19 protein-coding genes and 1 tRNA gene are annotated in these 24,010 nt (G+C 66.4%); 6 read left to right on the top strand and 14 right to left on the bottom strand.

Features of this window, described 5'->3' with window-relative positions; all coding sequences use genetic code 11:
- Positions 1-204: 204 nt before the first annotated feature.
- Positions 205-963 (bottom strand): helix-turn-helix domain-containing protein, encoded by a 759-nt coding sequence (locus tag OG804_RS26540; RefSeq protein WP_328391001.1) that lies wholly within the window; start codon positions 961-963, stop codon positions 205-207.
- Positions 964-1,235: 272 nt separating this feature from the next.
- Here OG804_RS26540 and OG804_RS26535 point away from each other — a divergent pair, with 272 nt between their 5' ends.
- Both OG804_RS26535 and OG804_RS26530 read left to right on the top strand, forming a co-directional pair.
- Complete coding sequence (locus OG804_RS26535; RefSeq protein WP_328390999.1) at positions 1,236-1,538, top strand: hypothetical protein; 303 nt, start codon at positions 1,236-1,238, stop codon at positions 1,536-1,538.
- A 496-nt stretch (positions 1,539-2,034) separates the two neighbouring features.
- The gene (locus OG804_RS26530) at positions 2,035-3,507 is read left to right on the top strand and encodes an ATP-binding protein (protein ID WP_328398763.1); all 1,473 of its coding nucleotides are present in this window, start codon (positions 2,035-2,037) and stop codon (positions 3,505-3,507) included.
- Between the two features lie 567 nt (positions 3,508-4,074).
- On the opposite strand, the gene OG804_RS26525 is transcribed toward OG804_RS26530, so the two are convergent.
- From OG804_RS26525 to OG804_RS26485, 9 genes are all read right to left on the bottom strand, one after another.
- Positions 4,075-4,148: transfer RNA gene (locus tag OG804_RS26525), tRNA-Leu, on the bottom strand.
- 57 nt (positions 4,149-4,205) lie between these two features.
- The gene (locus OG804_RS26520; protein ID WP_328390997.1) at positions 4,206-4,757 is read right to left on the bottom strand and encodes a hypothetical protein; all 552 of its coding nucleotides are present in this window, start codon (positions 4,755-4,757) and stop codon (positions 4,206-4,208) included.
- A gap of 5 nt (positions 4,758-4,762) precedes the next feature.
- Positions 4,763-6,244, bottom strand: coding sequence for an amino acid permease (locus OG804_RS26515; RefSeq protein WP_328390995.1), 1,482 nt, complete (start codon positions 6,242-6,244; stop codon positions 4,763-4,765).
- Positions 6,245-6,283: 39 nt separating this feature from the next.
- Positions 6,284-7,738 (bottom strand): peptide MFS transporter, encoded by a 1,455-nt coding sequence (locus OG804_RS26510; RefSeq protein WP_328390993.1) that lies wholly within the window; start codon positions 7,736-7,738, stop codon positions 6,284-6,286.
- Between the two features lie 111 nt (positions 7,739-7,849).
- The gene (locus OG804_RS26505; protein ID WP_328390991.1) at positions 7,850-8,797 is read right to left on the bottom strand and encodes a Ppx/GppA phosphatase family protein; all 948 of its coding nucleotides are present in this window, start codon (positions 8,795-8,797) and stop codon (positions 7,850-7,852) included.
- Between the two features lie 52 nt (positions 8,798-8,849).
- Positions 8,850-9,371, bottom strand: a complete 522-nt coding sequence (locus tag OG804_RS26500; protein WP_328390989.1) for a DUF501 domain-containing protein — start codon at positions 9,369-9,371, stop codon at positions 8,850-8,852.
- Positions 9,368-9,955, bottom strand: coding sequence for an FtsB family cell division protein (locus OG804_RS26495; RefSeq protein ID WP_328390987.1), 588 nt, complete (start codon positions 9,953-9,955; stop codon positions 9,368-9,370). The genes OG804_RS26500 and OG804_RS26495 overlap by 4 nt, the downstream gene beginning before the upstream one ends.
- 5 nt (positions 9,956-9,960) lie before the next feature.
- Positions 9,961-11,244, bottom strand: a complete 1,284-nt coding sequence (gene eno, locus OG804_RS26490) for a phosphopyruvate hydratase (RefSeq protein WP_328390985.1) — start codon at positions 11,242-11,244, stop codon at positions 9,961-9,963.
- Positions 11,245-11,372: 128 nt separating this feature from the next.
- Entirely contained in the window at positions 11,373-12,107 is a 735-nt protein-coding gene (locus OG804_RS26485) for a lytic transglycosylase domain-containing protein (RefSeq protein WP_328398761.1), read from the bottom strand.
- 162 nt (positions 12,108-12,269) lie between these two features.
- Here OG804_RS26485 and OG804_RS26480 point away from each other — a divergent pair, with 162 nt between their 5' ends.
- The 4 genes from OG804_RS26480 to OG804_RS26465 all read left to right on the top strand — a co-directional run bounded on the left by OG804_RS26480 (position 12,270) and on the right by OG804_RS26465 (position 17,567).
- A complete protein-coding gene (locus OG804_RS26480; RefSeq protein WP_328390983.1) occupies positions 12,270-13,478 on the top strand; it encodes a DUF7373 family lipoprotein in 1,209 nt (402 codons plus the stop codon).
- Between the two features lie 11 nt (positions 13,479-13,489).
- On the top strand, positions 13,490-14,719 hold the full coding sequence (locus OG804_RS26475; protein ID WP_328390981.1) for a DUF7373 family lipoprotein: 1,230 nt from the start codon (positions 13,490-13,492) through the stop codon (positions 14,717-14,719).
- Positions 14,720-14,833: 114 nt separating this feature from the next.
- Complete coding sequence (locus OG804_RS26470; RefSeq protein ID WP_328390979.1) at positions 14,834-16,390, top strand: serine/threonine-protein kinase; 1,557 nt, start codon at positions 14,834-14,836, stop codon at positions 16,388-16,390.
- A 58-nt stretch (positions 16,391-16,448) separates the two neighbouring features.
- Positions 16,449-17,567, top strand: a complete 1,119-nt coding sequence (locus OG804_RS26465) for a DUF7373 family lipoprotein (protein ID WP_328390976.1) — start codon at positions 16,449-16,451, stop codon at positions 17,565-17,567.
- Between the two features lie 104 nt (positions 17,568-17,671).
- Here the strand turns inward: OG804_RS26465 and OG804_RS26460 are convergent, their stop codons facing one another.
- From OG804_RS26460 to eccCa, 4 genes are all read right to left on the bottom strand, one after another.
- The gene (locus OG804_RS26460; RefSeq protein ID WP_328390974.1) at positions 17,672-17,965 is read right to left on the bottom strand and encodes a WXG100 family type VII secretion target; all 294 of its coding nucleotides are present in this window, start codon (positions 17,963-17,965) and stop codon (positions 17,672-17,674) included.
- A 36-nt stretch (positions 17,966-18,001) separates the two neighbouring features.
- Positions 18,002-18,340 (bottom strand): WXG100 family type VII secretion target, encoded by a 339-nt coding sequence (locus OG804_RS26455; protein ID WP_328390972.1) that lies wholly within the window; start codon positions 18,338-18,340, stop codon positions 18,002-18,004.
- A gap of 132 nt (positions 18,341-18,472) precedes the next feature.
- Positions 18,473-19,906, bottom strand: a complete 1,434-nt coding sequence (locus tag OG804_RS26450; protein ID WP_328390970.1) for a type VII secretion-associated protein — start codon at positions 19,904-19,906, stop codon at positions 18,473-18,475.
- Positions 19,906-23,937: a type VII secretion protein EccCa gene (gene eccCa, locus OG804_RS26445; protein ID WP_328390968.1), complete on the bottom strand. Its 4,032-nt coding sequence runs from the start codon at positions 23,935-23,937 to the stop codon at positions 19,906-19,908. The genes OG804_RS26450 and eccCa overlap by 1 nt, the downstream gene beginning before the upstream one ends.
- Positions 23,938-24,010: the final 73 nt, after the last annotated feature.

Here is a 24,010-nt window from a genome sequence, read left to right as displayed (position 1 = left end):
TGAGCGCGAATTCCCTGATAGGTCGAAAGAAGGCCGATGTGGCCCCGCGCACCGCCATCACGCCACCAATGGGAGGTGCGCAGGCCCGCGTACGCTCCAATCGGGGCCCGACCGGACCGCAGATGCGATCGTCGACTGCGTCGGTGAACAGAGCCAGGACGGTAGCGCCATCGGCTCCTGCCCGACGCGTGAGTCCGGCATCACTCAATCATCGAGCGGAGGCGGACGGTTGTATGCGTCTATAGCCGCCTTCGCAGTCGAAGACTCCTGCATCACCAGTTCCCACGGACCGGTATTGATCTCGAAATTCTTGCCGAACCCCACCCATTTCCCGGCCATCCGGTTGCCGGTCAGCTCCACCAGCAATTGGATGGAGCCGTGATAGCGCGCGCCCCGGTAATAGCCCTGTGGGGCAGTGCGCTCGCTCCAAACACCTGTGGCGATATGCCCGTCCACGGTCAGATCCATTTCCAACGACGAGGGTGAGGACCCCGGCAGGCTGCGAACGGTGAGACGGTCGTCGTGCTGCAGGATGACGATGTAGTGGGCCGCAGTGAACGTCGCGTCCCGGCCGCTCGAGTAGTACTCGTACCGCGACAGCCACACCCCGGCGTAGTTTCCCGGTGGGCGCGGGCGGACCCCACCCGCGCTCGCGTACTGGTCCAAGGACACTTCTCCTATAACTGATTCGACCTCCCGTCCGCCGTCATCGGCTACCGAAAGGCTGCGGCCCGCCATGACCGCACCGAAGCCGAGCGTCTCGATCGGCAACCCCATCACCTTTTCCAGCGCCCGAGCGTGCACGGGACGCGGATTGGCGGTATGGCCGGCTTCCCACCGCTGCACCAATCGCTTGGTCGCACTGACACAACCCGCCTCGCGTAGCGCGCGAGCCAGATCGTCCTGACTCATCAGCCGGGCGTTCCTGGCTGCTCGCAACGCCGTGTTGGGTCCCGTCCTCATGCGCAAACGATAACGGTTCAGACGCCTAAATGTCGCCCCCTTTCGGAACCTGATCGACGCCCCTTTCGACGTCGTTTTCCAAGGCCCCGAACGTCAAGCTTCAGGTGCCCGCCGACGAGATGCGCCGTATACCCGGCTTCCTCGGCGTCGGGTTCATTCCGGGCAATCGAGCGAAGGAGCGAGAACGCAGTGGAACGACAAGAGCTTCGCGGGCCGAACAGCGGGCCGTGGATGGATATTCAGGCGCCGGGCACACCTGTGGAGGACCGGTCGTGAAGCGGGCGGTGGCGCTGCTGCATACCGCCCACGCCCCAGCCGAGTTCGAAGCACTGGTCCAGCAGAACAGCTTGCAGATCGTCTACACGGTGAGAACAGATGCCCGGGCCGCGCTGGCAGCCCTGATCGCTGTCCAGTACGCGCTGGAACGCGTCGCCGAGGCGGTGGTGATTCCGCACCTGGGGTCACTCGAGCCCGACGCGCCTTGGTGGGTGATAACGGGAGTAGCCGAACTGATCACCGGAGCACGGACGTATCCGAGGACGACTCCGCGCACCGCGTTCGGAGCCGAGTCGTGATCTGGAGTCCGCCCCTGGCCGTGCTGGCGGCCCTCGGAATCGTCGTCTTCGTGATGGCGGTGACCCTGCCCAGACCTCCGGACTGACCGCGATCGCCCCAACGCAGCCTGCTCCGGACTCAGGACGCCGGAGCGGGCTGCTGCGTGCCCACTGTCGAACCGTCCGCGCTCCCGACCCGGCCCCGCCACCTGAAACAGCCCCTACCTGCGGCATAGCAGTGCCCCTAGTGGGACTCGAACCCACACTGGCGGATTCAAGGTCACTGAGCCGAATAGTCGCATTTCACTGGATCATTGGTGGTTGTTGGCATCGCGGCGCGACCTGCGGACCCACCCGTCGCTGACGTTGCGCTGGCTAGTTGGACTTGTCATGGCTGCGAACTCGTTGCGGGCTGGAGCTGTTCGCGTTCGATCAGTTCCGCGCATGCGTGTTCCACTCCAGTCATGCCGGTAGGTTGTATCTCCGTGCGCCCCCGTCTTCTTCAGGAGATGTCGTGATGACGAACTTCGCTGGTTTGATCAAGCAGTTGACCAGCCAGCCTGTCGAGCGAGAGTGGTTGGAGTTCAAGTCCAATCTCGCCGATCCGGAACAGATCGGCCAGTACATCTCCGCCTTGTCGAATGCTGCGGCACTTCATGCCGTGTCCAAGGCGTACCTGGTTTGGGGCATCGAAGACAAGACACACACAGTGATCGGCACGTCCTTCGACCTGGAGTCGGCCACGAAGGGCAACCAGTCCCTCCATCTCTGGCTGATTGGTGGACTGTCACCAGATCCTGGGGTCAAGTACATGTCTGGAGAAGTAGACGGGAAGAAGGTCGCGGTCCTCGAAATTCCGCCAGCATGTCAGTACCCAGTTCAGTTCCTTGGCACCGCGTACATTCGAATCGGCAGTCACAAGAAGAAGCTGAACGATCACCCGGCCCAGGCCAAACAGCTATACCAGGCGCTCGAGGCCACACCGTTCGAAGGCAGGCTGGCGGCGGAGGGACTGACAGACGAACAGGTACTGGCGTTATTCGACCATGACGTCTATTTTCGGCTGCAGCTGAAGGACGTACCCGCACGGCGGGATCAGATCATGTACGCCCTCGAGGTCGACAAGCTCGTCGTCCAGGATGGCACTGGTCTGTTCAGTATCACCAACCTCGGCGCCCTATTGTTCGCCAAGCGTTTGTCGGACTTCCCATCCCTCGCCCGCAAAGCGCCTCGCGTCATCAAGTACAAGGGGAAGAGCAAGGTCAATGCGGAGCGGGAGCTGGAAGGCGGCCGGGGATACGCGTGCGGCTTTGAGGGCGTGACGGAATTTATCGACAACCTGCTGCCAACCAATGAGGTGATCGAGCAAGCCTTGAGGCAAGAGGTCAGCATCTACCCTGATGTAGCGATACGGGAGATCCTTGCCAACGCACTAGTTCATCAGGACTTCTCTGTCACCGGAGCCGGACCGATGGTCGAGGTCTACGACGATCGGATCGAGATCACAAACCCCGGCGAGCCCCTCATTGATCCGGTGAGGTTCATCGATGCTCCACCCAGGTCTCGAAACGAGCAGCTCGCGCGCATGATGCGACGCTGCCACCTGTGCGAAGAACGCGGGAGCGGATGGGATCGCATCGCGTTCCATATTGAGGTCTACCAGCTTCCCGCCCCCCTGATCCGGGTGACCGAAGGTCACACCTCAGTCACGATGTTCGCTCACCGGCCGGTCAAGAAGATGAGCCGCGACGAGCGAATACGAGCAACCTACCTGCATGCCTGCCTTCGGTCGGTTCAGTCCGAGCGTCTGACGAACAAGAGCTTGCGCGAGCGGTTCGGGCTACCTGAGCGTGCTGTCAGCACAGTCACCAGCTACATTCGCGAGGCTGTTGAGGCAGGGGTTATCGTGCCGTTCAATCCCTCCGCCGGGAAGAAGAACATGCAGTACGTCCCTCTCTGGGCGGCGGCCGAAACGGACAGTGACAGCTAGTCAGCATGCACCTCTGGACTCTATTTCAGGAACCTTACGCACCTACCGCAGATCTGACCCCTGACCTGGGGGTTTCTTTTTCAGATCTAAACCGCGTCACGCAAAGTGAGCCATGGTCCTGCTGGATGGTGGCCTGCGCACACCCGGGCTATCTCCCCCGACCATCGCGGGTCCGAAGCGGGTGGCGCCAGAGTGCCGCCGACGCGCCGGTATGCCGGTCCCAACGAGCCTGCGAGGAGGGGCGTTGCGTCGTAGCGTGGCGGCGGCACGCATGCGCCGCCGCTCTCGAGGTGCGGAGGCTGGCGTTAGCGGCAGGACGGTTTCAAACGCTGGTGTTTGTGCTGGCCTACACCGCAATCAGGTTCGCGAAGTCGTTCAGCGGATGCTCGGGCACAGGTCGGCAACTCTGACGCTCGATCTGTACGGCCATCTTTTCGACGACGATCTCGGCCCGGTGGCGGACTCGATGCATCGGGGCGCTCTGGCTGCCGCGGACTCGCTGCGGACCGAGCAGGGCTCAGACGCCGACACGACGGAAGAAACAGCCCCCTACCTGCGGCATAGCAGTGCCCCCAGTGGGACTCGAACCCACACTTGGCGGATTTTAAGTCCGCTGCCTCTGCCAATTGGGCTATGGGGGCGTGCGGACCACACACTACCGACTCGTACACCCGTACCGGAATACCCGTGAGTGGGAGTCACACCGTGGGGTCTGTCTGAATAGCCTGGCAGGCCTCGACGAGCACATCCGCCGCGAGCAGTCCGGATTCCTCCGCCGCCTCCCGGACCTCGTCGGAGAGGTCGTAGTCGGTGGTCACCGCCAGCAGTGCCAGTTGCAGCGCCTCCCCCAGCTGGCCGAGACGGCGGGCGATCGCCGCCTCGTCCATCTCGGTGCCCATGTTCTCCCAGCCCACCGGCTGTACCCCGTGGATGCGGTAGCGGCGCAGCGTGTCCTCCCCGAGGACCTTCATGAAGTCGACCGCAGAGGCCATGCAGCGGTTGTTCGCGACCCGGTATTCGGTGCGGTCGGCGATCTTCTCGATCAGCACCGCGACGATGGTCGCCGCGGTGAACATGCCGTCGCACACCCGGGCGGGCGCGGCTTCGGGCGGGCCGGGCGGGGCGGTGGCCAGGCCGGTGGTCACCGCGTCGATCCACTCCACCACCAGGTCGGTACCCGACGCGTCCGGCGCGGGTCCGCGGAGGAGCGGGTCCTCCCGGCGCCGGAACCACCGCCACGATAGAGGCATCGCGATCACTCCTGTTCGGAAACGGACCTACCGACCAGCGAATGCCGTCGGCCGTATGCGAAGTACATCACCAAACCGAGCAGCATCCAGACTACGAAACGCAGCCATGTCTCTACCGAGAGGTTCACCATCAGCCACAGGCAGGAAAGGACCGCCAGAATCGGCACGAACGGGACGAACGGGACGCGGAAACCACGCGGCAGGTCCGGGCGGGTGCGGCGGAGTACGACGACGCCGATGGAGACCAGCAGGAAGGCGAACAACGTGCCGATATTGACCATTTCCTCGAGGGTGCCGAACTCGACGAAACCGGCCAGCAGCGCGCACACCACGCCGACGATCACAGTGATCCGCACCGGCGTGCCGCGCTTGCCGGTCCGGGCGAGCACCCGGGGGGCGAGGCCGTCACGGGACATGGCGAACAACACCCGGGTCTGACCGAGCAGCATCACCATGACGACGGTGGTCAAGCCGGCCAGCGCGCCGATGGAGATGATGTTCTTGGCCCAGGTCGCGCCGTTCAGCGCGAAGGCGGTGGCCAGGGTGGCGTCCTCGCCGGCGAGGTCGGTGTAGGGGACCATGCCGGTGAGCACGATCGAGACGGCGACATAGAGGATGGTGACCACGATCAGCGAGCCCAGGATGCCGCGCGGCAGGTCCCGCTGCGGATTCTTGGTCTCCTCGGCGGCGGTCGCGACCACATCGAACCCGATGAACGCGAAGAAGACGAGGCTGGCCGCGGCCAGCAGGCCGTACCAGCCGAAGTCGCTGCTACCGGCACCGGTCGCCCAGGAGAACAGCGATTGCGTGATCCCCGGGTCTTCCGATCCGGGCACCGATTCCGGGATGAACGGCGTCAGGTTGTCGGAATCGAAGAAGGTCAGGCCGACGACGATCACCAGCAGGATCACCCCGACCTTGATCGCCACCGCGATCATCGAGACACGGGAGGACAGTTTGGTGCCGAGCGCCAGCAGGGTGGTGAGCACCGCGATCAGCAGCACCGCGCCCCAGTCGAACGTGACCGCGCCGCCGATCTCCACCACGGCCGCACCGCGGTCGAACACCTGGCCGAGATACTGCGACCAGCCTTTGGACACCACGGCGGCCGCGAGTGCGAACTCGAGCAGGAGGTCCCATCCGATGATCCAGGCGACCAACTCACCGAAGGTCGCGTAGGAGAAGGTGTAGGCGCTGCCGGCGACCGGGACGGTGGAGGCGAATTCCGCGTAGCACAGCGCCGTGAGACCGCAGGCGATCGCGGCGAACACGAACGCCAGCGATACCGCGGGCCCGGCGACGTTACCCGCGGTGCGGGCGGTGAGAGTGAAGATACCGGCGCCGATGACGACGGCTACACCGAAAATCGCCAGATCCCACGAGGTGAGTTCTTTGCGCAGTTTCGTTCCGGGTTCGTCGGTGTCGCGGATCGATTGCTCGACGGATTTGGTGCGGAACAATGAGCTGCGTCTGGTCGGGCTCGTCACTGCGGCCTCCTCGTGATTCCGGCGCGAGTACCGGGAACGCTAGTGCACTCCCGACATATAACGGGTTATCCACGACGACAGCGCCGCAATCACCGCGCCCGCCACGATCGCCACCAGACCGGTGATCCCGAAGTAGGCGAACTCGTCGTCCGCCGAGTAGAAACGCGCCAGCACACCGGACAGCGTCGTACCCAACGCGATCGACAAGAAATAGAGCGCCATCATCTGCGCCCGGAAATGCTCGGGCGCGAGCTGGGTGCTGACCGCGAGGCCGATCGGGGAGATCAGCAGTTCCGAGATCGCGAACACCGCCATGATGACCAGCACCGCGAGGGCGGGCACCGATCGGCCGGTGCTCCCCGACAACGGTACGAACAGCAGGAACGCGATGCCCATGCCGGCGACACCGAGGGCGAACTTGCGCGGTGTGGTCGGCGCCCGATCGCCCAGCCTGGTCCACATCAGCGCGAACAGCGGCGAGAGCGCGATGATCCACACCGGTTCCACCGAGCCGATCCAGTTCGACGGCGCCGTCCAGCCGAAGATGTTCCAGTCCATCCGCTCATCGGAATACACCGCGAGCACGGTGAAGATCTGCTGGAACAGCGCCCAGAACACGACGTTCGCCAGGAACAGCGGAAGGAACGCCCACACCCGGCTGCGCTCGATGCTGGTCACCCTGCGGTGGGTGAGCATAACGGCGAAGTAGGCGGCCGCGGCGAGGATGATCAGGCCGGTGGTCACATCGGGCAGGTTGTCCACGGTGACCAGCCCGGTCACCACCACCAGCACGATCACCGCGACCGCGGCCACCAGCAGTCCGACGAGTGGCCCGGCAGCCTTACGAGGCAGCGGATCGGGCACCTCGCGACCGGCGGTGCCGAGGTTGCGCCGGAACACCACGTACTGGGTCAGGCCGAGCGCCATCCCGACCGCGGCCGCGCCGAAGCCCGCGTGGAAACCCCAGCTCTCCTGGAGCAGACCGGTGAGCAGCGGTCCGACGAACGAGCCGAGATTGATCCCGAGATAGAACAGCGTGAACCCGCCGTCGACCCGCGGGTCGCCCTTCGGGTACAGCGTGCCCAGTAACGCGGACGCGTTCGATTTCAACGCACCGCTGCCCAGCGCGACCAGGACCAGCCCCACACCCACCCCGGACAGTCCCGGGAGCAGCGCGAGCGCGATATGCCCGGCCATCACGACGACGCCGCCGTAGAAGACGGTCCGTTCCATCCCGATCAGCCGGTCCGAAACCCAGCCCCCGATGATCGTGCAGAGATAGACCAGGCCGCCATAGGCCCCCACCAGGCCGATCGCGACGTCCTTATCCAGTCCCAGACCGCCATCGGTGGTCTCGTAGTACAGGTAGTAGCCGAGAATGGTGAGCATCCCGTAGAAGGAGAAACGCTCCCACAGTTCGACGCCGAACAGGTTGACGAGTCCGATCGGGTGACCGAAGAAAGTCCGGTCGGCGACGTCTGATGCTTCGGACATGATCAGACTGTGCCACGGGCCCGGCCCGGCGCGTGGCATCCCGCACCGAACCGATACCGGGCGTTCAGGAACAGCCGGACCTCGGTAACGGCCTCGTCGCGGCAGGCCCGGTCAGGCGATCGACAGGGCGATTCCGTCCAGGATGTCGTGTTCGCTGACGACCAGTTCGGTGATGCCGGCCCGCCGCGCCAACTCCGCCGCCAGTACCTCGGTGATCACCGCGCCGCCGCCGATGACATCGACCCGGCCCGGATGCATGGGGCCCAGCGCGGCGCGCTCGTCGTGGTTCATTCCGATCAGCCGGTCGCATACCGCGTTCAGTTCCGGCAAGCCGATGCGCGCGAGATGCGTTTTCGCCGAATCGTATTCCGGCAGGTCCAGTGCGACGGCAGCGAGCGTGGTCATAGTGCCCGCCACCCCGACCCAGGTGTGCGCGCTGTCCACCGGCACGTGGGTGAAGGCCTCGCCGAGCCGTTCGGCCGCGAATTCGCGGGCCGCGCCGACCTGCGCGGCGTCGGGCGGATTCCCCTGCAGGCATCGTTCGGTCACCCGCACACAGCCGATATCGGCGGAGAACGCCGCCCGCACGCCGTCCCCGTCGCCGACCACGAGTTCGGTGGAACCGCCCCCCAGGTCGACCACGACGAACGGCCCGTCCGCCGCGGACAGCTCACCGACCGCACCGGCGAAGGACAGCCGGGCCTCCTCGTCACCGGTGATCACCTCGGCCTCGGCTCCCGGCACCACTTTTCCGAGTTCGGCCCTGGTCATCGCGAAGAAATCCGCCCGGTTCGAGGCGTCCCGGGTCGCGGAGGTGGCGACCATCCGCACCCGGCGCACCCCGTGCTCGGCCATGAGGGCCGCGTAGTCGGCCAGCGCGACCCGGGTGCGTTCGATCGCCTCCGGATTCAGCCGCCCCGTCGCGTCCACGCCCTTGCCGAGGCGCACGATCCGCATCTCCCGATGCACATCGGTCAACGTCGCATCCGCGCCGATATCGGCGATCAGCAGGCGTATCGAATTGGTGCCGCAATCCACGGCAGCGACCCTGTCCGTCAAAGCGCCTCCTTCGAAGAAGGTAGATGTGGTCCGCGAAGGCGGCGGAACAGATTCACGATTCCGCTTCCGTCGCCGCGTATTCCGGCCAGTCCGCCGGGATCGCGCTCCCCCGCAGCCCGTTCGCGGCCGCCAGTGCGACCGCCTCGTCACCGAGTGGATTGACCCCCGGCCCCTTGGCCAGCGCGTGCGCGATCAGCACGTGCAGACATTTCACCCGGTCCGGCATACCGCCGCCGGTGAAATCGGTGCCCAGCGATTCGATCTCGTCCCGTTCGGCCAGATAACTCTCGTGCGCCGCGCGGTAGGCGGCGGCGAGTTCGGTGTCCCGGGCGAGCCGGTCGGTCATCCCCTTCATCACCCCCGCGGACTCCAACCGGCTGGCCTCCGCGGTCAGCCGTGGATCGGTGAGGTAGTAGAGGGTGGGAAAGGGTGTGCCGTCGGGCAGTTTCGGCGCGGTCTTGACGACCGCCGGGAGACCGTCCGGGGTCCGGTAGGCGATGGCGAGCACCCCGCGCGGGGCGCGGCCCAGTTGTTCGGCGACGATCTCCAGATCTCGGTCGTCGGGTGTACTCACCTGGGTCCTTCCGGTTGCGGCGCGGGCTGTTCGGAGTTCGGGGGCGGCGCAGAAATGCTGCGCCACAGATCCGTGTACCACGGATCGGGTTCGTGCTCGGGCGCCTGCGGATCGGGGACGGCGGGCACCTCGATCCCCGGGACCTGCACGATATAAGGGGTTTCGCCCGGCATCACCAGCCGCAACCGGTCCCGGGCCTCGGACCGGATGTAGGCCGGGTCCTCCTGCTGGGAGCGGCGGTCCTTCAGCCGGGCGATATCGTCCACGAGCGTCCGGCGCTCGGCGGCCAGCTGATCGGCCTCGGCGCGCTGCGTGAAATAGGTCCGCATCGGGACGGCCAGGGTCATCGCCAGCGCGCACACCACCATCGCGAGGATGATCGCCTTACCCGCGGAGAGCCCGAGAATGGTCCGCTCCGACCAGTCCCGCACGCCGTCGGACCGGACCTTGGGACGACGGGCGGTGCGCCGCACCCGTTCCGCACCACCCTGCACTTCGGCGGCGGGGCGCCGGGTCGGCTCGCGCGACGTGCGGCGGTTGCCCCGTCCAGCGGGACTGGTACCGCGCGCACGCCGCTCCGACATCGACCTCAGTCCTCGAAGGTGAACCGCGGGAAGGCCACATCCCCGGCGTAGCGGGCCGAATCGCCGAGTGCGTCCTCGATCCGCAGCAGCTGGTTGTACTTCGCCACCCGCTCGCTGCGGGCCGGGGCCCCGGTCTTGATCTGTCCGCTGCCCACGGCGACCGCCAGATCCGCGATCGTGGTGTCCTCGGTTTCACCCGACCGGTGCGACATCATGGTCTTGTACCCGTTGCGGTGCGCCAGTTCGACGGCGTCCAAGGTCTCGGTGAGCGTGCCGATCTGGTTCACCTTCACCAGCAGCGCATTCGCCGCGCCCTTGGCGATACCGTCCTCCAGCCGTTCGGGGTTGGTGACGAACAGGTCGTCGCCGACCAGCTGCACCTTGTCACCGATCTCATCGGTGAGCGCCACCCAGCCGTCCCAGTCGTCCTCCGACAGCGGGTCCTCGATGGACACCAGCGGGTACGCGGCCCGCAGCTCGGCGTAGAACTTCGTCATCTCCGAAGCCGACCGCGCGGACCCCTCGAACTGATAGGCGCCGTTGGAGTAGAACTCGGTGGCGGCGACGTCGAGCGCCAGCGCGACGTCGCGGCCCAGTTTCAGCCCGGTCTTGGCGACTGCCACGCTGATCAGGTCCAGCGCCTCGCGCGTGCCGGCGACGTCGGGCGCGAACCCGCCCTCGTCACCGAGACCGGTGGCCAGGCCCTTCTCTTTCAGGACCGCCTTGAGCGCGTGGTAGACCTCCGCGCCCCAGCGCAGCGATTCCTTGAACGTCGGCGCACCGATCGGCGCGACCATGAACTCCTGCACATCCACCCCGGTGTCGGCGTGCGCGCCGCCGTTGAGGATGTTCATCATGGGCACCGGCAGCACATGCGCGTTCGGACCGCCGAGGTAGCGGAACAGCTCCAGACCCGACGACTCCGCGGCCGCCCGCGCCACCGCGAGGGAAACCCCCAGCAGCGCGTTCGCGCCGAGGCGCGATTTGTCCGGCGTGCCGTCGAGGTCGAGCAGCGCCTGGTCTACTGTGCGCTGTTCGACGGCGTCCAAGCCGATGACCGCCGGGGCGATCTCGTCGAGGACCCCCTCGACGGCCTTCTGTACACCCTTGCCGTTGTAGCGCTCTCCGCCGTCGCGGAGTTCCACGGCCTCGTGCTCGCCGGTGGACGCGCCGGAAGGCACCGCGGCGCGGGTCAGGGTGCCGTCGTCGAGGGCGATCTCGACCTCGACGGTGGGGTTACCCCGAGAATCCAGGATCTCGCGAGCTCCGACCTGTTCGATGATGGCCACGAAAACAACACTCCTTCGGCTGCTGGCACGGAAGTGATCAGGGAAGAGCCGTGCGGTTGCGAGCCTAATAGGCGCGCTCGCACCCAGTCCATCCGCCGCCCCGGAGCGTGCCCGCGGTTCCCGGCCGATCAGGCGCGCCGGCCGACGCTGTAGGCGGCGGCACGGTCGCGGACCACCTTCATATAGCTCTCCGACCTGTTGTAGGTGAACAAGGCCCGACTCCACCCATCGGCGGTGCGCAGCGATCCCCCGCTCACGCACAGATACCTGGCCGCGGTCAGCGCGGCGTCGTCGATACTGTGCGGATCCGCGACACCGTCCCCGTTGGCGTCCACGCCCCATTTGCGCCAGGTCTCGGGAATGAACTGCATCGGCCCCACCGCCCGATCGAATACCGGGTCACCGTCGAGCCGGCCGCCGTCGGTATCGCGGATCTCCGCGACCCCCGGCGACCCGTCCAGCGGAATCCCGATGATCGACGGTTCCACCAGACCGTCGTCGCGCACCTCGGCCCCGCGATGGCGGCCGTGGTCGCTCTCCACGCTCCCGATACCCGCCAGCGTGGTCCAGCCGATCCCGCAGTCGGGTCGCGACCGCGCCATCACCGCCGCCGCGTACCCGTACGCCTCCAGCGCCGCTACCGGTATCTCCAGCGCATCGGCGTGATCGGAGGCCCACCCGTTCAACTGGGCGGCGGCCCGGCCGGGGGCGTCGATATCGATCACCGGGACAGGCGAACCAGGACCGGGCGGTATCCCTTCGGGTATGGGCACCAGATCCTCGCCACCCCCACACCCGGTGAGCAGTAACGCGACGATCGAAGCGACGAGGACGCCGAACCTGCGGGAACGCACGTCTTCCATCATCCAGACCCGCGCCGCGACGTCCGGCTCGATGGCCCGCGAAACGGGCCGGATCCGCCCGCGCGACAGCCCTGGTCAGCGGTTACCGCCCCACGCTCGGCACTGGCGCGAGGTCGTGGTTGCAGTACGATTCCGCCAGATCGCAATCACGAGGGGGCCGCAATGCGCCGACCGGAACCCGGTGTGCTGCGCGGGATCCGCGCCACGCTGGCAGCGGCACTCGTCTTGTCGAGCGTCGCGGGCTGCGGGTCGGTGGTGTCCGGTGCGGCGGTCCGCGCCGAACCGGACCTGTCGGGACTCGATGTGGGGAACTACCCGACGGAACCGGTCGATTTCGGGGCGGCCGCGGACCACGAGTCGGCGCGATACCGCGAGGGCCAGCGGCTCGGCGATTTCGCGGCCCTCCCGTTCGAAATCGATCCGGGCTATGTGAACCGCAACACGGGAACGGGCGGGCCCGTGGTGTTGGACCGCCGGGATATGGAAGCCCTGGTCGTCAACGACACTTTCGACCAGGTCGCCGCGGATCTGGTCGCGGGCTGGGTTCACACCTGGTCGACCGCCGGCGACCCGGGAAGCAGACAACAGCTCAGTGTCGCGGTGTTGATGTTTCCCGACACCGCGCGCGCCGAATCCGTCGCCGCGGGGCTCGAACACGACGATTTCACGTTCAATACCGACAACCGGCCCGTGCGGCTGCCGAAATACCCGCAGTCGAAAGCGCATCGGCGGCCCGGGCACGCCTCGCTGGGCAGCTGGACCCCGCACGATCGCTATGTCGTCTTCGTCGAATACGACGATGGGTCCGGGAAGACCGAGCTGCCGGGCATGGTGCAGCGCACCGAATCCCTGCTCGATGTCCAGCTGCCCCTGCTCGACCAGTTCGAGCCCACACCGGCCGAACAGCTGGACGAGATCGCGCTCGACCCCGACGGACTGCTGGCGCTGACCCTTCCGAAGAGCGCGCGAACGATCGCGATGTACGGCCCGCCGGACGCGTTTCGCGGCCGGGGCGCGGTGTACGCGTTGAACGGGACAACGAACCTGGAGTTCCTCGGCACCGGCCGGGTCACCGGCATCGCCCTCGGCGAATCGGTGGTCATGCGCAGCGAGACGGTCCAGGGAGCACAGGCGCTGTGGGAGAACTTCCGTCCCGTCGCCGACGAGCCGGCCGCGAGCCGGGTGATCGAGTCGCCCGCGGGAATCGACGGGAAGGTCGAGTGCTTCAGCAGGAAAGTCCCCGCGTACGAGAGCCCGTCGACTTTCTGCCTACTCCAGACGGGACGATACTTCGCGCAGGTGGAGGGCGGACAGATCCAGGATCTCCAGCAGAAGACCTCGGCGCAGTACGCCCTGCTGCTGCACGGCTAGGGGAAGCGGAATTGCGGACAGCGCAAACCCTCGGACCCACCGCGCCGGGCAAGCGAATACTCCTCCTATTTCTGGTGATCGCCGCAGCCGTAGCCGGCACCGCGTGCGGTGACACGGTCACCGGCCGCGCCGCGCCCGGGATGACACCGGTGGATCCGAGCGCACTCGATGTCGGGCTGTTCGCCACCGAACCCGCCGCGTTCGCCATGGAGATCGACACCACCGCCGATGTCTACTCGCTCGAGGCGCGGCGGATGCTCGAATTCCTGACCTCACCGCACGAAGTCGACCCGGATCTGCGCTATCTGAACGAGACCCAGCTGATCGTCCACGGCACCAGCGCCTCCCTGCTACCGGAGGAGTTCACACCGATCTCCGAGCAGAACTATCTCGTCGCCGGTGTGATCACTTCCCGGGAGAACCTCAGCCCGCGAAACCCGAAGGCGGGCCTGGTCGCCCTGCTGAGGTTCGGCAACGAGGACTACGCCCGCGCGGCCGCCGCCGGATACAACGCGGTCTCCGACCAACACTCCCCCGGCCGGGAGAAACTGGCGATAGCGGGCCATGACGACGCCTTGGCGGCCAGGGTGGCGACCCGCGATCGCGGGCAGGTCTTCGCCGTGCAGGGCCCCTACGTCGTGGCCGCGACCTTCTCGGCGCCCGCCGATCAGGCGGACCTGATGGCCGATCGGATGAAGGCGCTGCTCGATCTGCAGCTTCGGGCCGTGCGAGACCTCACGCCGACACCGCCCGATGACATCCTCGACCTGCCCACCGACCCCGAAGGGATCATGAGCACAGCGTTGCAGCCGGAGTATCCGGGCAGCGCCGCATTCAACGATCTGGCCGGCGCCTACTCCCCCGCGGCGCATCTCCATTTCGAGTTCGACGGGGGAGTCGTCGCGGACTACACGAGATACGGGGTGGATCTGGTGGCCCGGAACGAAGCCACGGTCTATCGCGCCGCGTCCACCGAGCAGGCATTCGCGTTGCAGGCGACGCTGTCCCGTCCGGCCGAGTACGACGAGGAGATCCCCGGGCCACCGGGTATCGCCGATGCCCGATGCGTCCAACGGGCGGCCTCCTCGAATATGCACGACCGGTTCTACTGCGTGCTCGTGTACGAGCGCTACGTGGGCTTCGTCGACTCCTACGGGATCGGCGATCTACCGTCGCCGGAGTTGTACCAGGCCGCGGCCGCCCAGTACGCCGTGCTCGCGAACAGCAGGCCGTCCGGATGATCGCGCCACATACGGCCGAGACGAGGCCCTCGACACGGGCGGGGCGTACCGCACCCGTGGGCCGCTACGACGACGGCTCGCCCGCCGGGCGGTCGCATGGACGAGGAGGAACGAATGGCGTTGCCGTCCGGTGCCGTTGTCGGCGGCTACCGACTGATCCGGCTGCTCGGCAGCGGCGGTATGGGTGCGGTGTATCTCGGCCAGCATCCGAGTCTGCCGCGCCAGGACGCGATCAAGATCCTCGACGAGGACCTGTCCGGCGATCCGGAGTTCCGGGCACGATTCGAGCGTGAGGGAGATCTGGCCGCGGGCCTGGATCATCCCAATATCGTCCCGGTCTACAACCGCGGCGAGGAGGACGGGCGGCTCTGGATCGCGATGAAATTCGTACCGGGCACCGATGCGTCCGAGGAAGCCCAGAAGGGCCCGGCGATCATGCCGCCGCGCCGCGCCCTGCACATCATCTCGGAGGTCGGCAAGGGCCTCGACTACGCCCATCGCCGGCGCCTCCTGCACCGTGACATCAAACCCGCGAACTTCCTGCTGTCCAACGCCCCGGACGACGATGAGGAACGGGTGCTGCTGACCGATTTCGGTGTGGCGAAATCGGTCGAGGACAGTCAGCACCTCACGGCCACCGGAAAATTCATGGCGACCGTGGCCTACGCGTCACCGGAGCAGTTGCTCGGCGGCCAGGTCGACCACCGCTCCGATATCTACAGTCTCGGATGCTCGTTGTATCGGCTGCTCGCCGGACAGAACCCCTATCCCTCCACGGTGCCGGCCGTGGTCATGATGGGGCACCTGAACGAACCACCACCCCAGATCTCGGCGATCCGCCCGGACCTGCCGCGGGCACTGGACCATACCTTCGCCCGGGTGCTGGCGAAGAACCCCCGCGAACGCTATGGCACCTGCCGCGAATTCGTCGCCGACGCGGCGGCCGCCATGACCGGCCGGAGCCGGTATCCCGGGTTCGGCGCGACCACGCCGGTGGTCGCGGCTCCGCCGACGACCTCCACCGGCTATTCACCCCCCGGTCCGAACCCACCGCCCGACCAGGAGACTGTTGTCACGCAACCTCGTGACGGTTACCCGGCCACCGGACCGAGAGCACAGGGTCCGAAGCGCAAGCGCCGACGCGGGATGCTGATGTCGGCATCGAGCGCGGTGGTCGTCCTGCTGGCCGTAGCCGCCGGGGCATACCTGGTATCCAACTCCGGCGGCGCCGCACCCGGCGGTCCCGACCTCGCTCGTGTCCGCTCCGCGCACCCCGAGTTCGCCGGAAAGACCGTCGCCGCCTTCAACTACGGAAATTCACTGTTCTCGGTCGCCCTGGACGGTTCGCCGCAGGCAAATTTCCTGCGCGACATAGGGTTCCGCTACAGCGACGGATTCGCGCCGCTACGAAATGAAGAATCGCCGCGCAAACTTTCGCGGACGAGCTTCCCGCTACCGGATGTACTGGACGTCGTCATTATCGCCCGGGCCGACAGCGGCGCCGGAAACGGCGGGCTAGGGGGTCTGCCCACCCCGTTTCTGAATACGACGGCGAAGATCGTCGTCCTCGACGATGTATCCACCGTCCAGGCATTCCAGGTGTGGACCGAACAATCACCGAACACTGTGACCGAAAATATGGTGCCCGCGATATCGAAGGTTGTGAGTTGACCACGAGGGGAATCCGATGAGGCGGATGCCGAGATACTTGTCGAGCGCCGTTTGCGTCATGGCCGCTCTCCTGGCTGTGAGCTGCGGAATCGGCGGCGAAGAAAACGCCGGAGAGCCCGGGATCGACGTCGCGGCGCTGCAGACGGGCAATTACCGGACGACCCCGCGGACGCCGGAACAGCTGCGCACTCCGGCGAATATCGATATCCAGGAGGCGCTGCGACTGGGCGAACACGTACCGCTGATAATGGACACCAGTCCCACACTCGTCTTCACCCGGGTGAAGTATCAGAAGAAACACTTCACCCGATTCGATCCGCCCGATCTCGTACCGGATTTCGCCACCGCGGCAACGGGTTTCGTCGCGGGCTGGGAGACGATAGGGCAGCGCCGGGAAGACGAACTCCAAGGCCGCGCCGTCGATCTGACGGTTATGCGATTCGCGACACCGGCTCAGGCCTCTGGAGCGGCGAAAGCCCTCGCCGACGGAATATGGCACAGCCGATATCCGCCCGTCGGTACGATTCCGATTCCCGGTTACGCCGACGCGTACGGTCAGGCACGCCAGTACGGTGCGATATCCGCCGCGGCGGCGCGCGACGAGTTCGTGCTGTGGGCCTATATCGGTGCCGGCGTGGACATTCCCCCGAATCCCGCCGATCTCACCGGGCTCGCCGCCGAGGTTTTCGATTCCCAGTTCGCGAGTCTGCGGGACTACGCGCCGACTCCGGAAGCGGAACTCGCCGATCTCCCGGTCGACCGGGACGGAATCCTGACCTATGCGCTGCCCCCATCGGACGGGGTCGCCGAAGCGGTGATGAGCCCGCGTACCGCGCTGCACCTGATCCAACGGCCCGATCTCACCGGGCGAGCGTTCGAAGACGCACGGGTGGACCTCGTCGTACACGGCGAGACGGAGATCTATCGAGCCGGCGACGCACGGGCAGCGGACCGATTGCACGCCTACTTCGTTTCACAACTCGGTTCCGAATACCGACCTGTGGACAACCCGCCCGGACTGCCGGACGCCCACTGCGTCGATGACCCCGATACGACCGCATCGTTGAAATGCCTCTTCACCGTCGGCCGCTACTCGGTGATCGTCGCGGGCACGCAGATCCAAGATCTGCATCAGCGGGTTTCGGCGCAGTACAAGCTACTCGATCTCGCGCACTGATACGGAAAAAGTTGTGCCCCAAGCAGTCTGCTCGCTTGGGGCACAACCGGGGAAGTCGGTGGAACGAGGAGGCCCGGCAGGCCGAGAACCTCTCGCGCCCCGGTTCACATCCAGCGGCTGGCGTTCGTCTTATCGGTCGTGGTCATATCGATCGCACCGTCCCGGACGATATCGGACAGGCGCTGCATGATGTCCAAGAGGGCGACATGCGCATCGTCCCAGCGCTTCTGCTTCGCGAGGTAGGCCGTCTGAGCGTCGCCGCCCCAGCTCGCGACCAGACCGTTGACGTAACCCTGCAGTTCGTCATGAGTTTCCTGCAGCCGGCCCCGCGAGGTGCCGAGATCGCCCGACAGGGTCATCAGCTGGGCTTCGGAATAAGAAATAGGCGCGTCTGACATTATTTCTCCTTGTCGATATAGGTCGGTAGGCGGTGCCTAGATCTTCAGGCTGGAGCCCGAACCCAGGTCGGCGGAAGCGCCCGCGGAGTTGAGTGCATCCTGGTTCGCCTGCTCGGTCGCCGTGTAGCCCTTACCGTTCTCACGGATCAGGACGGCGATTTCCGCCAGCACATCGTGCAACTGCTTCGACTGGAGGTCGTAGTCGTCCATGACCTTCCGGAAGGTGCCGGCCGCTGAGCCCTTCCAGTTCCCCTGTGTGCCCGCAACCAGATTGCGGACATTTCCGAGCTCGCTGGCCAGCGCGCCGTTCACGGTCTCGACATGCTTGGCCGCGGTCTCCATCGCCGCAAAATCGGTAGTGACTTCGCCCGCCATGGGTCCTCCTTCTCGACTGTTCGGATCCGGACCCCCTGCGTCCGCAAACGGTCCGAACTTGCCTTCATGATGATTGGACGCGATTCCCGCCCAATCGGTTCCATAGGATTTCGGAAATATCCCGGCCGGAGGTCATCGCGTGACATCCAGCGAGTTCGCGAGGTCTTCACAGATATGTGAAATCGAGTCTTGCCCCCCTGTCTGGTACTGGCATCCGATACTGATCTGGATGCTGTGCTCGACGATAACATGCCAGTCAACGGTCGATCCGTCGTCCGGATGCTCGGAATAGGCCAGGCCGGGGCGGCCGGCGAAGACCACATCGCGGCGGATCGGAGAGACCGATCCAGCTGGGCGCCCAGCGATTTGAGCCTCCAGTGTGGCGGCGATCCGGTCGTAGCCGACATCGGGAGCCACGGGCTGCTGGGTCACCGTGATACGCGCGCGCAAACCCATGTCCGGGACCAATTCCAGGCGCCGGTCGGTGGCGGCGGACGGATCCTTCACCCGCCAGCCTTCCGGAACGGTGAGCTGGAGGGCACCGAAAGTCGATGGGCCCGAACCGGGCTCGGGGAGCTGCGCATCCGCGGGCCCGGCGGTAGTGGTCGGTGCGGAAGCGACGGCCTCGGCATCGTCGCCCGAGAGCCGGGCGATTCCGATACCACCGGCGATCAGCACAGCGACGGCGAGCACCGCCGCGGCCCCGATATAGAGCGGAGTCCTGGAGCGCGGCGGCCGGGAGGCGGCGGCGCGTTCGCGCAGTGGCTGTAGCCATTCGGCGTCCGATTCGGCCGGTGGCAGGGTGGGCCGTTGCGCGGCAGTTTCGTGCTGGCGCACCCGCACCAGATCGGTACCGGCCACCACCAGCAACTCGGCGTTACCGCACCGATCGGCGACGACGGCCGCGATCAGATTGAGGAAATCGGCATCGGTCCGGCCGACGACGATCACCGAGTTCACCCGGCCGCCGTGACGGAGCCGGTCGAGCAACGCGCCGAAAGCCGTCACTCCGTCGTCACCGGCACTGATCTCGGCGGCGGCGAGAGCGGGTTCGTGCTCGCAGTACTCCAGGCGCGGCCCGTTCTCCGCGGGAACCACCGTGGACGCGGTGGTCGACAACGGACCGAACTCCAGAACCACCGTACGCACATCGCGAATCCGCTGACTCACTGTGACCGCCCGGACTGCCGTGGTCTGTAACGTCACGTGACTGCTGTACCGGAGGGCTGCGGATTCGAGAACTGCCAGCCGATGCTGATCCCATTCGGTCGGGTGCACGACCGCAAGAGCCGCACACGGCGCGGTGATTCGCAGCTGATCGAGGGTATGGCCGACTACCGCTGCCAGCGCGTCCCCCGGTGTCGGCAGCGCGGGGTCGTAGGCGATGCGGTCCGCGGTGATGAGCTGGACCGGGGATACCGCGATCGACGGCGGCGCGAGCGGTTCACCCACCACGAGACTGCGGCCGTCACCGCTCGGCACCACCGAGGGCGTGAGGTCGGTGTGTGTATTCGCGCTCCACGCCCACAGCCGGGTTTCGGTCAGCGCGATCTCGACGGACGACATTATTGTGTCGGCATCCACGAGGTCTGGATGAGCTCGTTGCCCGAACGACCGACCAGGGTGCCGCGACCCGGCGGCATCGCACTCGCGCGGACATTCCCGAGCAGACCGCCCTCCTCACGGCTACCGCTCATGATCAGACCAGGTGTGGCCAGGTCGCGCATGCGGGAGATCACCGGCTCGTACAACGCCCGTCCCGCACCGCCGGAACGGCGCGAGATGATCAGGTGCAGGCCGATGTCCTTGGCGTGCGCGAGATAGTCGAGGATCTGTGCGAGCGGGTTGCCGCTCGATCCGCTGGACACCAGGTCGTAGTCGTCGACGATCACGAACAGATCCGGACCGGTCCACCAAGAGCGATCGCGCAGTTCCTGCGGGGTGACGTTCGGACCGGGCATCCGGGTCCGCAGCAGCGCGGCGAGATCACGCATATTCGTGGTCAGGCCCTCGGCGCCGGTCGCGTAGGCGGCCAGCCGATCCTGATCGAAGTAGCCGAGCATGGTGCGCCGGAAATCGACCAGGATGAGCGCCGCCTTGTCCCGGGCGTTCGATTCGACGATGCCGCTGACGATATTGCGCAGCAGTGTCGATTTACCGGATTCGGTGTCGCCGAAGATCAAGAAGTGCGGGTTGTCGTCGAAGTTGAGGAAGACCGGAGCCAGCTCGGATTCGTTGATACCGATCGGGATCGCGACATTGCGGCGGTCCGCCGGGCCCTGCCAGGGACCGATAGCGCGGACGAATTGTTCGCGATCGAGCTGTTCGGGCAGCATCCGGACCTGCGGGGCGGGACGACCGGGTGTCATCTGCTGGAGTCGCGCGACCGCGTCGGCGACACCACGACTGATGTCCTCGGGATCCGAGGACCCGTCGACGCGCGGGAGCGCGGTGAGCATGTGCAGGCTCTCCGGGGTCATACCCCGGCCCGGGCGGCCCTGCGGGACCAGCGCCGCGACCTTACGGCCGAACTCGGAGTCGGCCGGATCGCCGAGTCGCAGTTCGAGACGGGTGCCGATCTGATCCTTGAGCTGGGGGCGGGCCTCCATCCAGCGGGAGAGCGCGATCACCACGTGGACGCCGTAGGACAGCCCCTGGACCGCGAGGTTCATGATCGCCTGTTCGAGCGGTTCGAAATCCTGGCGGATCGAACCGAATCCGTCGATCACCAGGAAGACGTCGCCGAAGGGGTCCTCGTGGGCGCCGGTAGCGGCCTGGCTGGCCGCCGGATCGCCGGCACGCAGCCGCCGGAACTCCGACATGGACTCGATACCGAGCTGCCGAAACCGCAGTTCGCGGGTGCGCACAATGGTGGTCATCTCGGCGATGGTGCGGCGCACCTGGTCGTGGTCCAACCGGCCCGCCACCGATCCGACATGCGGCAGGCCCTGGAGACTGGAGAGAGTACCGCCGCCGAAGTCCAGGCAGTAGAACTGCACCTGCTCTGCGGTGTGGGTCAGCGACATCGCCATGATCAACGTGCGCAGCATGGTCGATTTACCCGACTGCGGACCGCCGACCACCGCCACATTGCCCCGTGCACCGGACAGATCCACCACCAATGGATCACGCCGCTGGTCATACGGACGGTCGACGATGCCGATCGGCGCGCGCAGGCTGGCCTGGGCATTGTATTCGCCGGTGAGGATCGACCGCGGGACGAGCTGATCCAGCGGCGGCGCGGAATCCAGGGGCGGCAGCCAGATCTCGTGGGCCGGGCGGCCGTGCCCCCGGATGCGGGCGACCAGCATGCCGATATTGGAGATCTGTTCGCCGTCCTCCACCAGGGGTTCGGGATCGTGCAGCGGCTCGGGGGCCAGCGCGACCCGGTCCACAGCGCGGAATTCGACGTGCTTGGCCAGGAAAGGGCGTGCGGTGATATCGATTTCACCGGCTCTGGTCGCGACCGCGATATCCCGCTGGGGACCCCCGCCGACGTAGGGCCCCGAGACATAGGACGCCTGGAAGCGCTGGATCTCGCCGGAATCGGATTTCAGATAACCGCCGCCGGGGTTGTTGGGGAGGTTGTACGCATCCGGTACACCGAGCACCTGACGGGACTCGTTGGCGGAGAACGTCTTCAGGCCGATCCGGTAGGAGAGATGGGATTCCAGGCCTTTGAGCTTGCCCTCCTCCAGACGCTGCGACGCGAGCAGCAGATGGACATGCAGCGAACGACCGAGCCGGCCGATCATCACGAACAGTTCCGCGAAATCGGGGTGCTGGGTGAGAAGTTCGGAGAATTCGTCGAGGACCACGAACAAGGCCGGCAGCGGATCCAGATCGGCGCCGGCGGCCCGCGCCTTCTCGTATTCGGAGACGTTCGCGAAGTTCCCGGCCTGGCGCAGGACCTCCTGGCGCCGGTTCATCTCACCGGCCAGGGCGTCGCGCATACGATCGACGAGGTCGGCCTCCTCTTCCAGGTTGGTAATGACGGCCGCGACATGCGGCACACCGTCCAGACCCAGGAAGGTCGCACCACCTTTGAAGTCCACCAGTACCAGGTTGAGCTGGTCCGGCGAATGTGTGGCGAGCAGGCTCAACACCAGGGTGCGCAGAAATTCGGATTTACCGGAACCGGTCGCGCCGATGCACAGACCGTGCGGACCCATGCCGGCTTCGGCGGCCTCCTTGATATCGAGAACGACGGGCAGGCCGTCGGCGCCGACGCCGAAGGGGACTCGCAGGCGCTCCCGGCCGTAGCGGGGCCGCCACGCGCTCTCCGGATTGAACGAGCCGATATCGCCCAGGCTCATCAACTGAGCCCAGGTGTTGATGGTCTCCCCCTCGGTGACCTCGACATCGCTGCTGCGCTGGGTGGCCGCGCGATACGGGGCGAGCCGACGCGACACCTGCTGGGCCTGTTCCCGGCTGATCCGGTCGATGACCGCGAAACGCTCCTGGTTGCCGGTGGCGCCACGCCCGAGGCATTCGCCGTTGCGGATTGTGAGGCCGATACCGCGGGAGACCGCCAACCGGGGCGCGTAACCGCAGAGGTCGATAACGGTGACCCCTTCGTATCCGGATTCGCGCAGCTGATCGTCCTCGGCCTCGAGCAGGCCGCCGTCCACCACGATCACCACGTGCACCATGGCGGAGTTGGTGGGCTGGTTACGGGAGTAGCGGACCCGGTTGCCGAGAATCGGGGCCAGCCCGGCCATCGCCTCCCGGATCGATCCGAAGAACATGCGCTGGGTGCCGACACCGTCCTGTGCGTCCGGATGCTGGGTATGCGGCAGCCATTTGGTCCACTCCCACTCCGGGCTGGTGTCGGGTCCGCAGACGATCGCGGTGAGCACCTGATCCGGCCCGTGGAACATGGCCAGCTGGACCAGCATCGCGCGCGCCATATCCCGGGCCTGGGCCCGGTCGCCGTCGAGCGCGATGGTGGCGAAACCCTTCACCGCGATCGCGGTGGGCAGATCCGGCACCGTGGAATGAGCACGGACGAAGCGGCGTAGCGAGACCGCGGCGATCGGTTCGAGTTCCTCCACCGGTCCGGTCTCCGGCGCGACCAGGCGGGTGGCCAGCCGCTGTCCGCCGATGCCGATGCGGACATGACAGAAGTCCTTGTCGGAGGGACGGCGCTCCCACATCCGGGACGTGCCGGCGAGCATCCAGACCAGCCCCGGTTCCGGATGACTCCACTCCACCGCGGACCGCTGCTCGGCCGCCGTCACGCCGACATCCTTCCGGACCTGGTCGAGATAGCGCAGATAGTCCTTACGGTCCTCGTTGGCCTCGGCGGCCTTGGCGCCCTTGCCGTTGCCCTGCCCGGCGAACATGCCGACCATCGAGACCATCATCATCATCGGGAACATCAGCGACATCGGGTTCGACGCGATACCACCGCCCTGGGTGAACATCAGCGCCATCATCCCGACCATGCCGAGGATCATCACCACCGGCATGAGCTTGGCCAGCAGATTTCCGGGGGTTACGCGGGGGATCTCGGGGGGCGGTTGCAGGCTGACCTCGCCGCCGGGAGTTCGCGGAAGCTCGCGACGCGCACGCCGCTGGAACCGGACAGTGGTCATCGAGCGAGATCCCCCTTGTGGCAATGCGATGTTCGGGCTCAGTGTAGAGGCAAGCTCGAACATGTCGTACAGT

The organism is Nocardia sp. NBC_00416 (assembly GCF_036032445.1).
In the GTDB taxonomy this organism is placed as follows: domain Bacteria; phylum Actinomycetota; class Actinomycetes; order Mycobacteriales; family Mycobacteriaceae; genus Nocardia.
The sequence above is the reverse complement of the archived record's forward strand: the minus strand, read 5'-3'. Positions and strand labels throughout refer to the sequence as shown.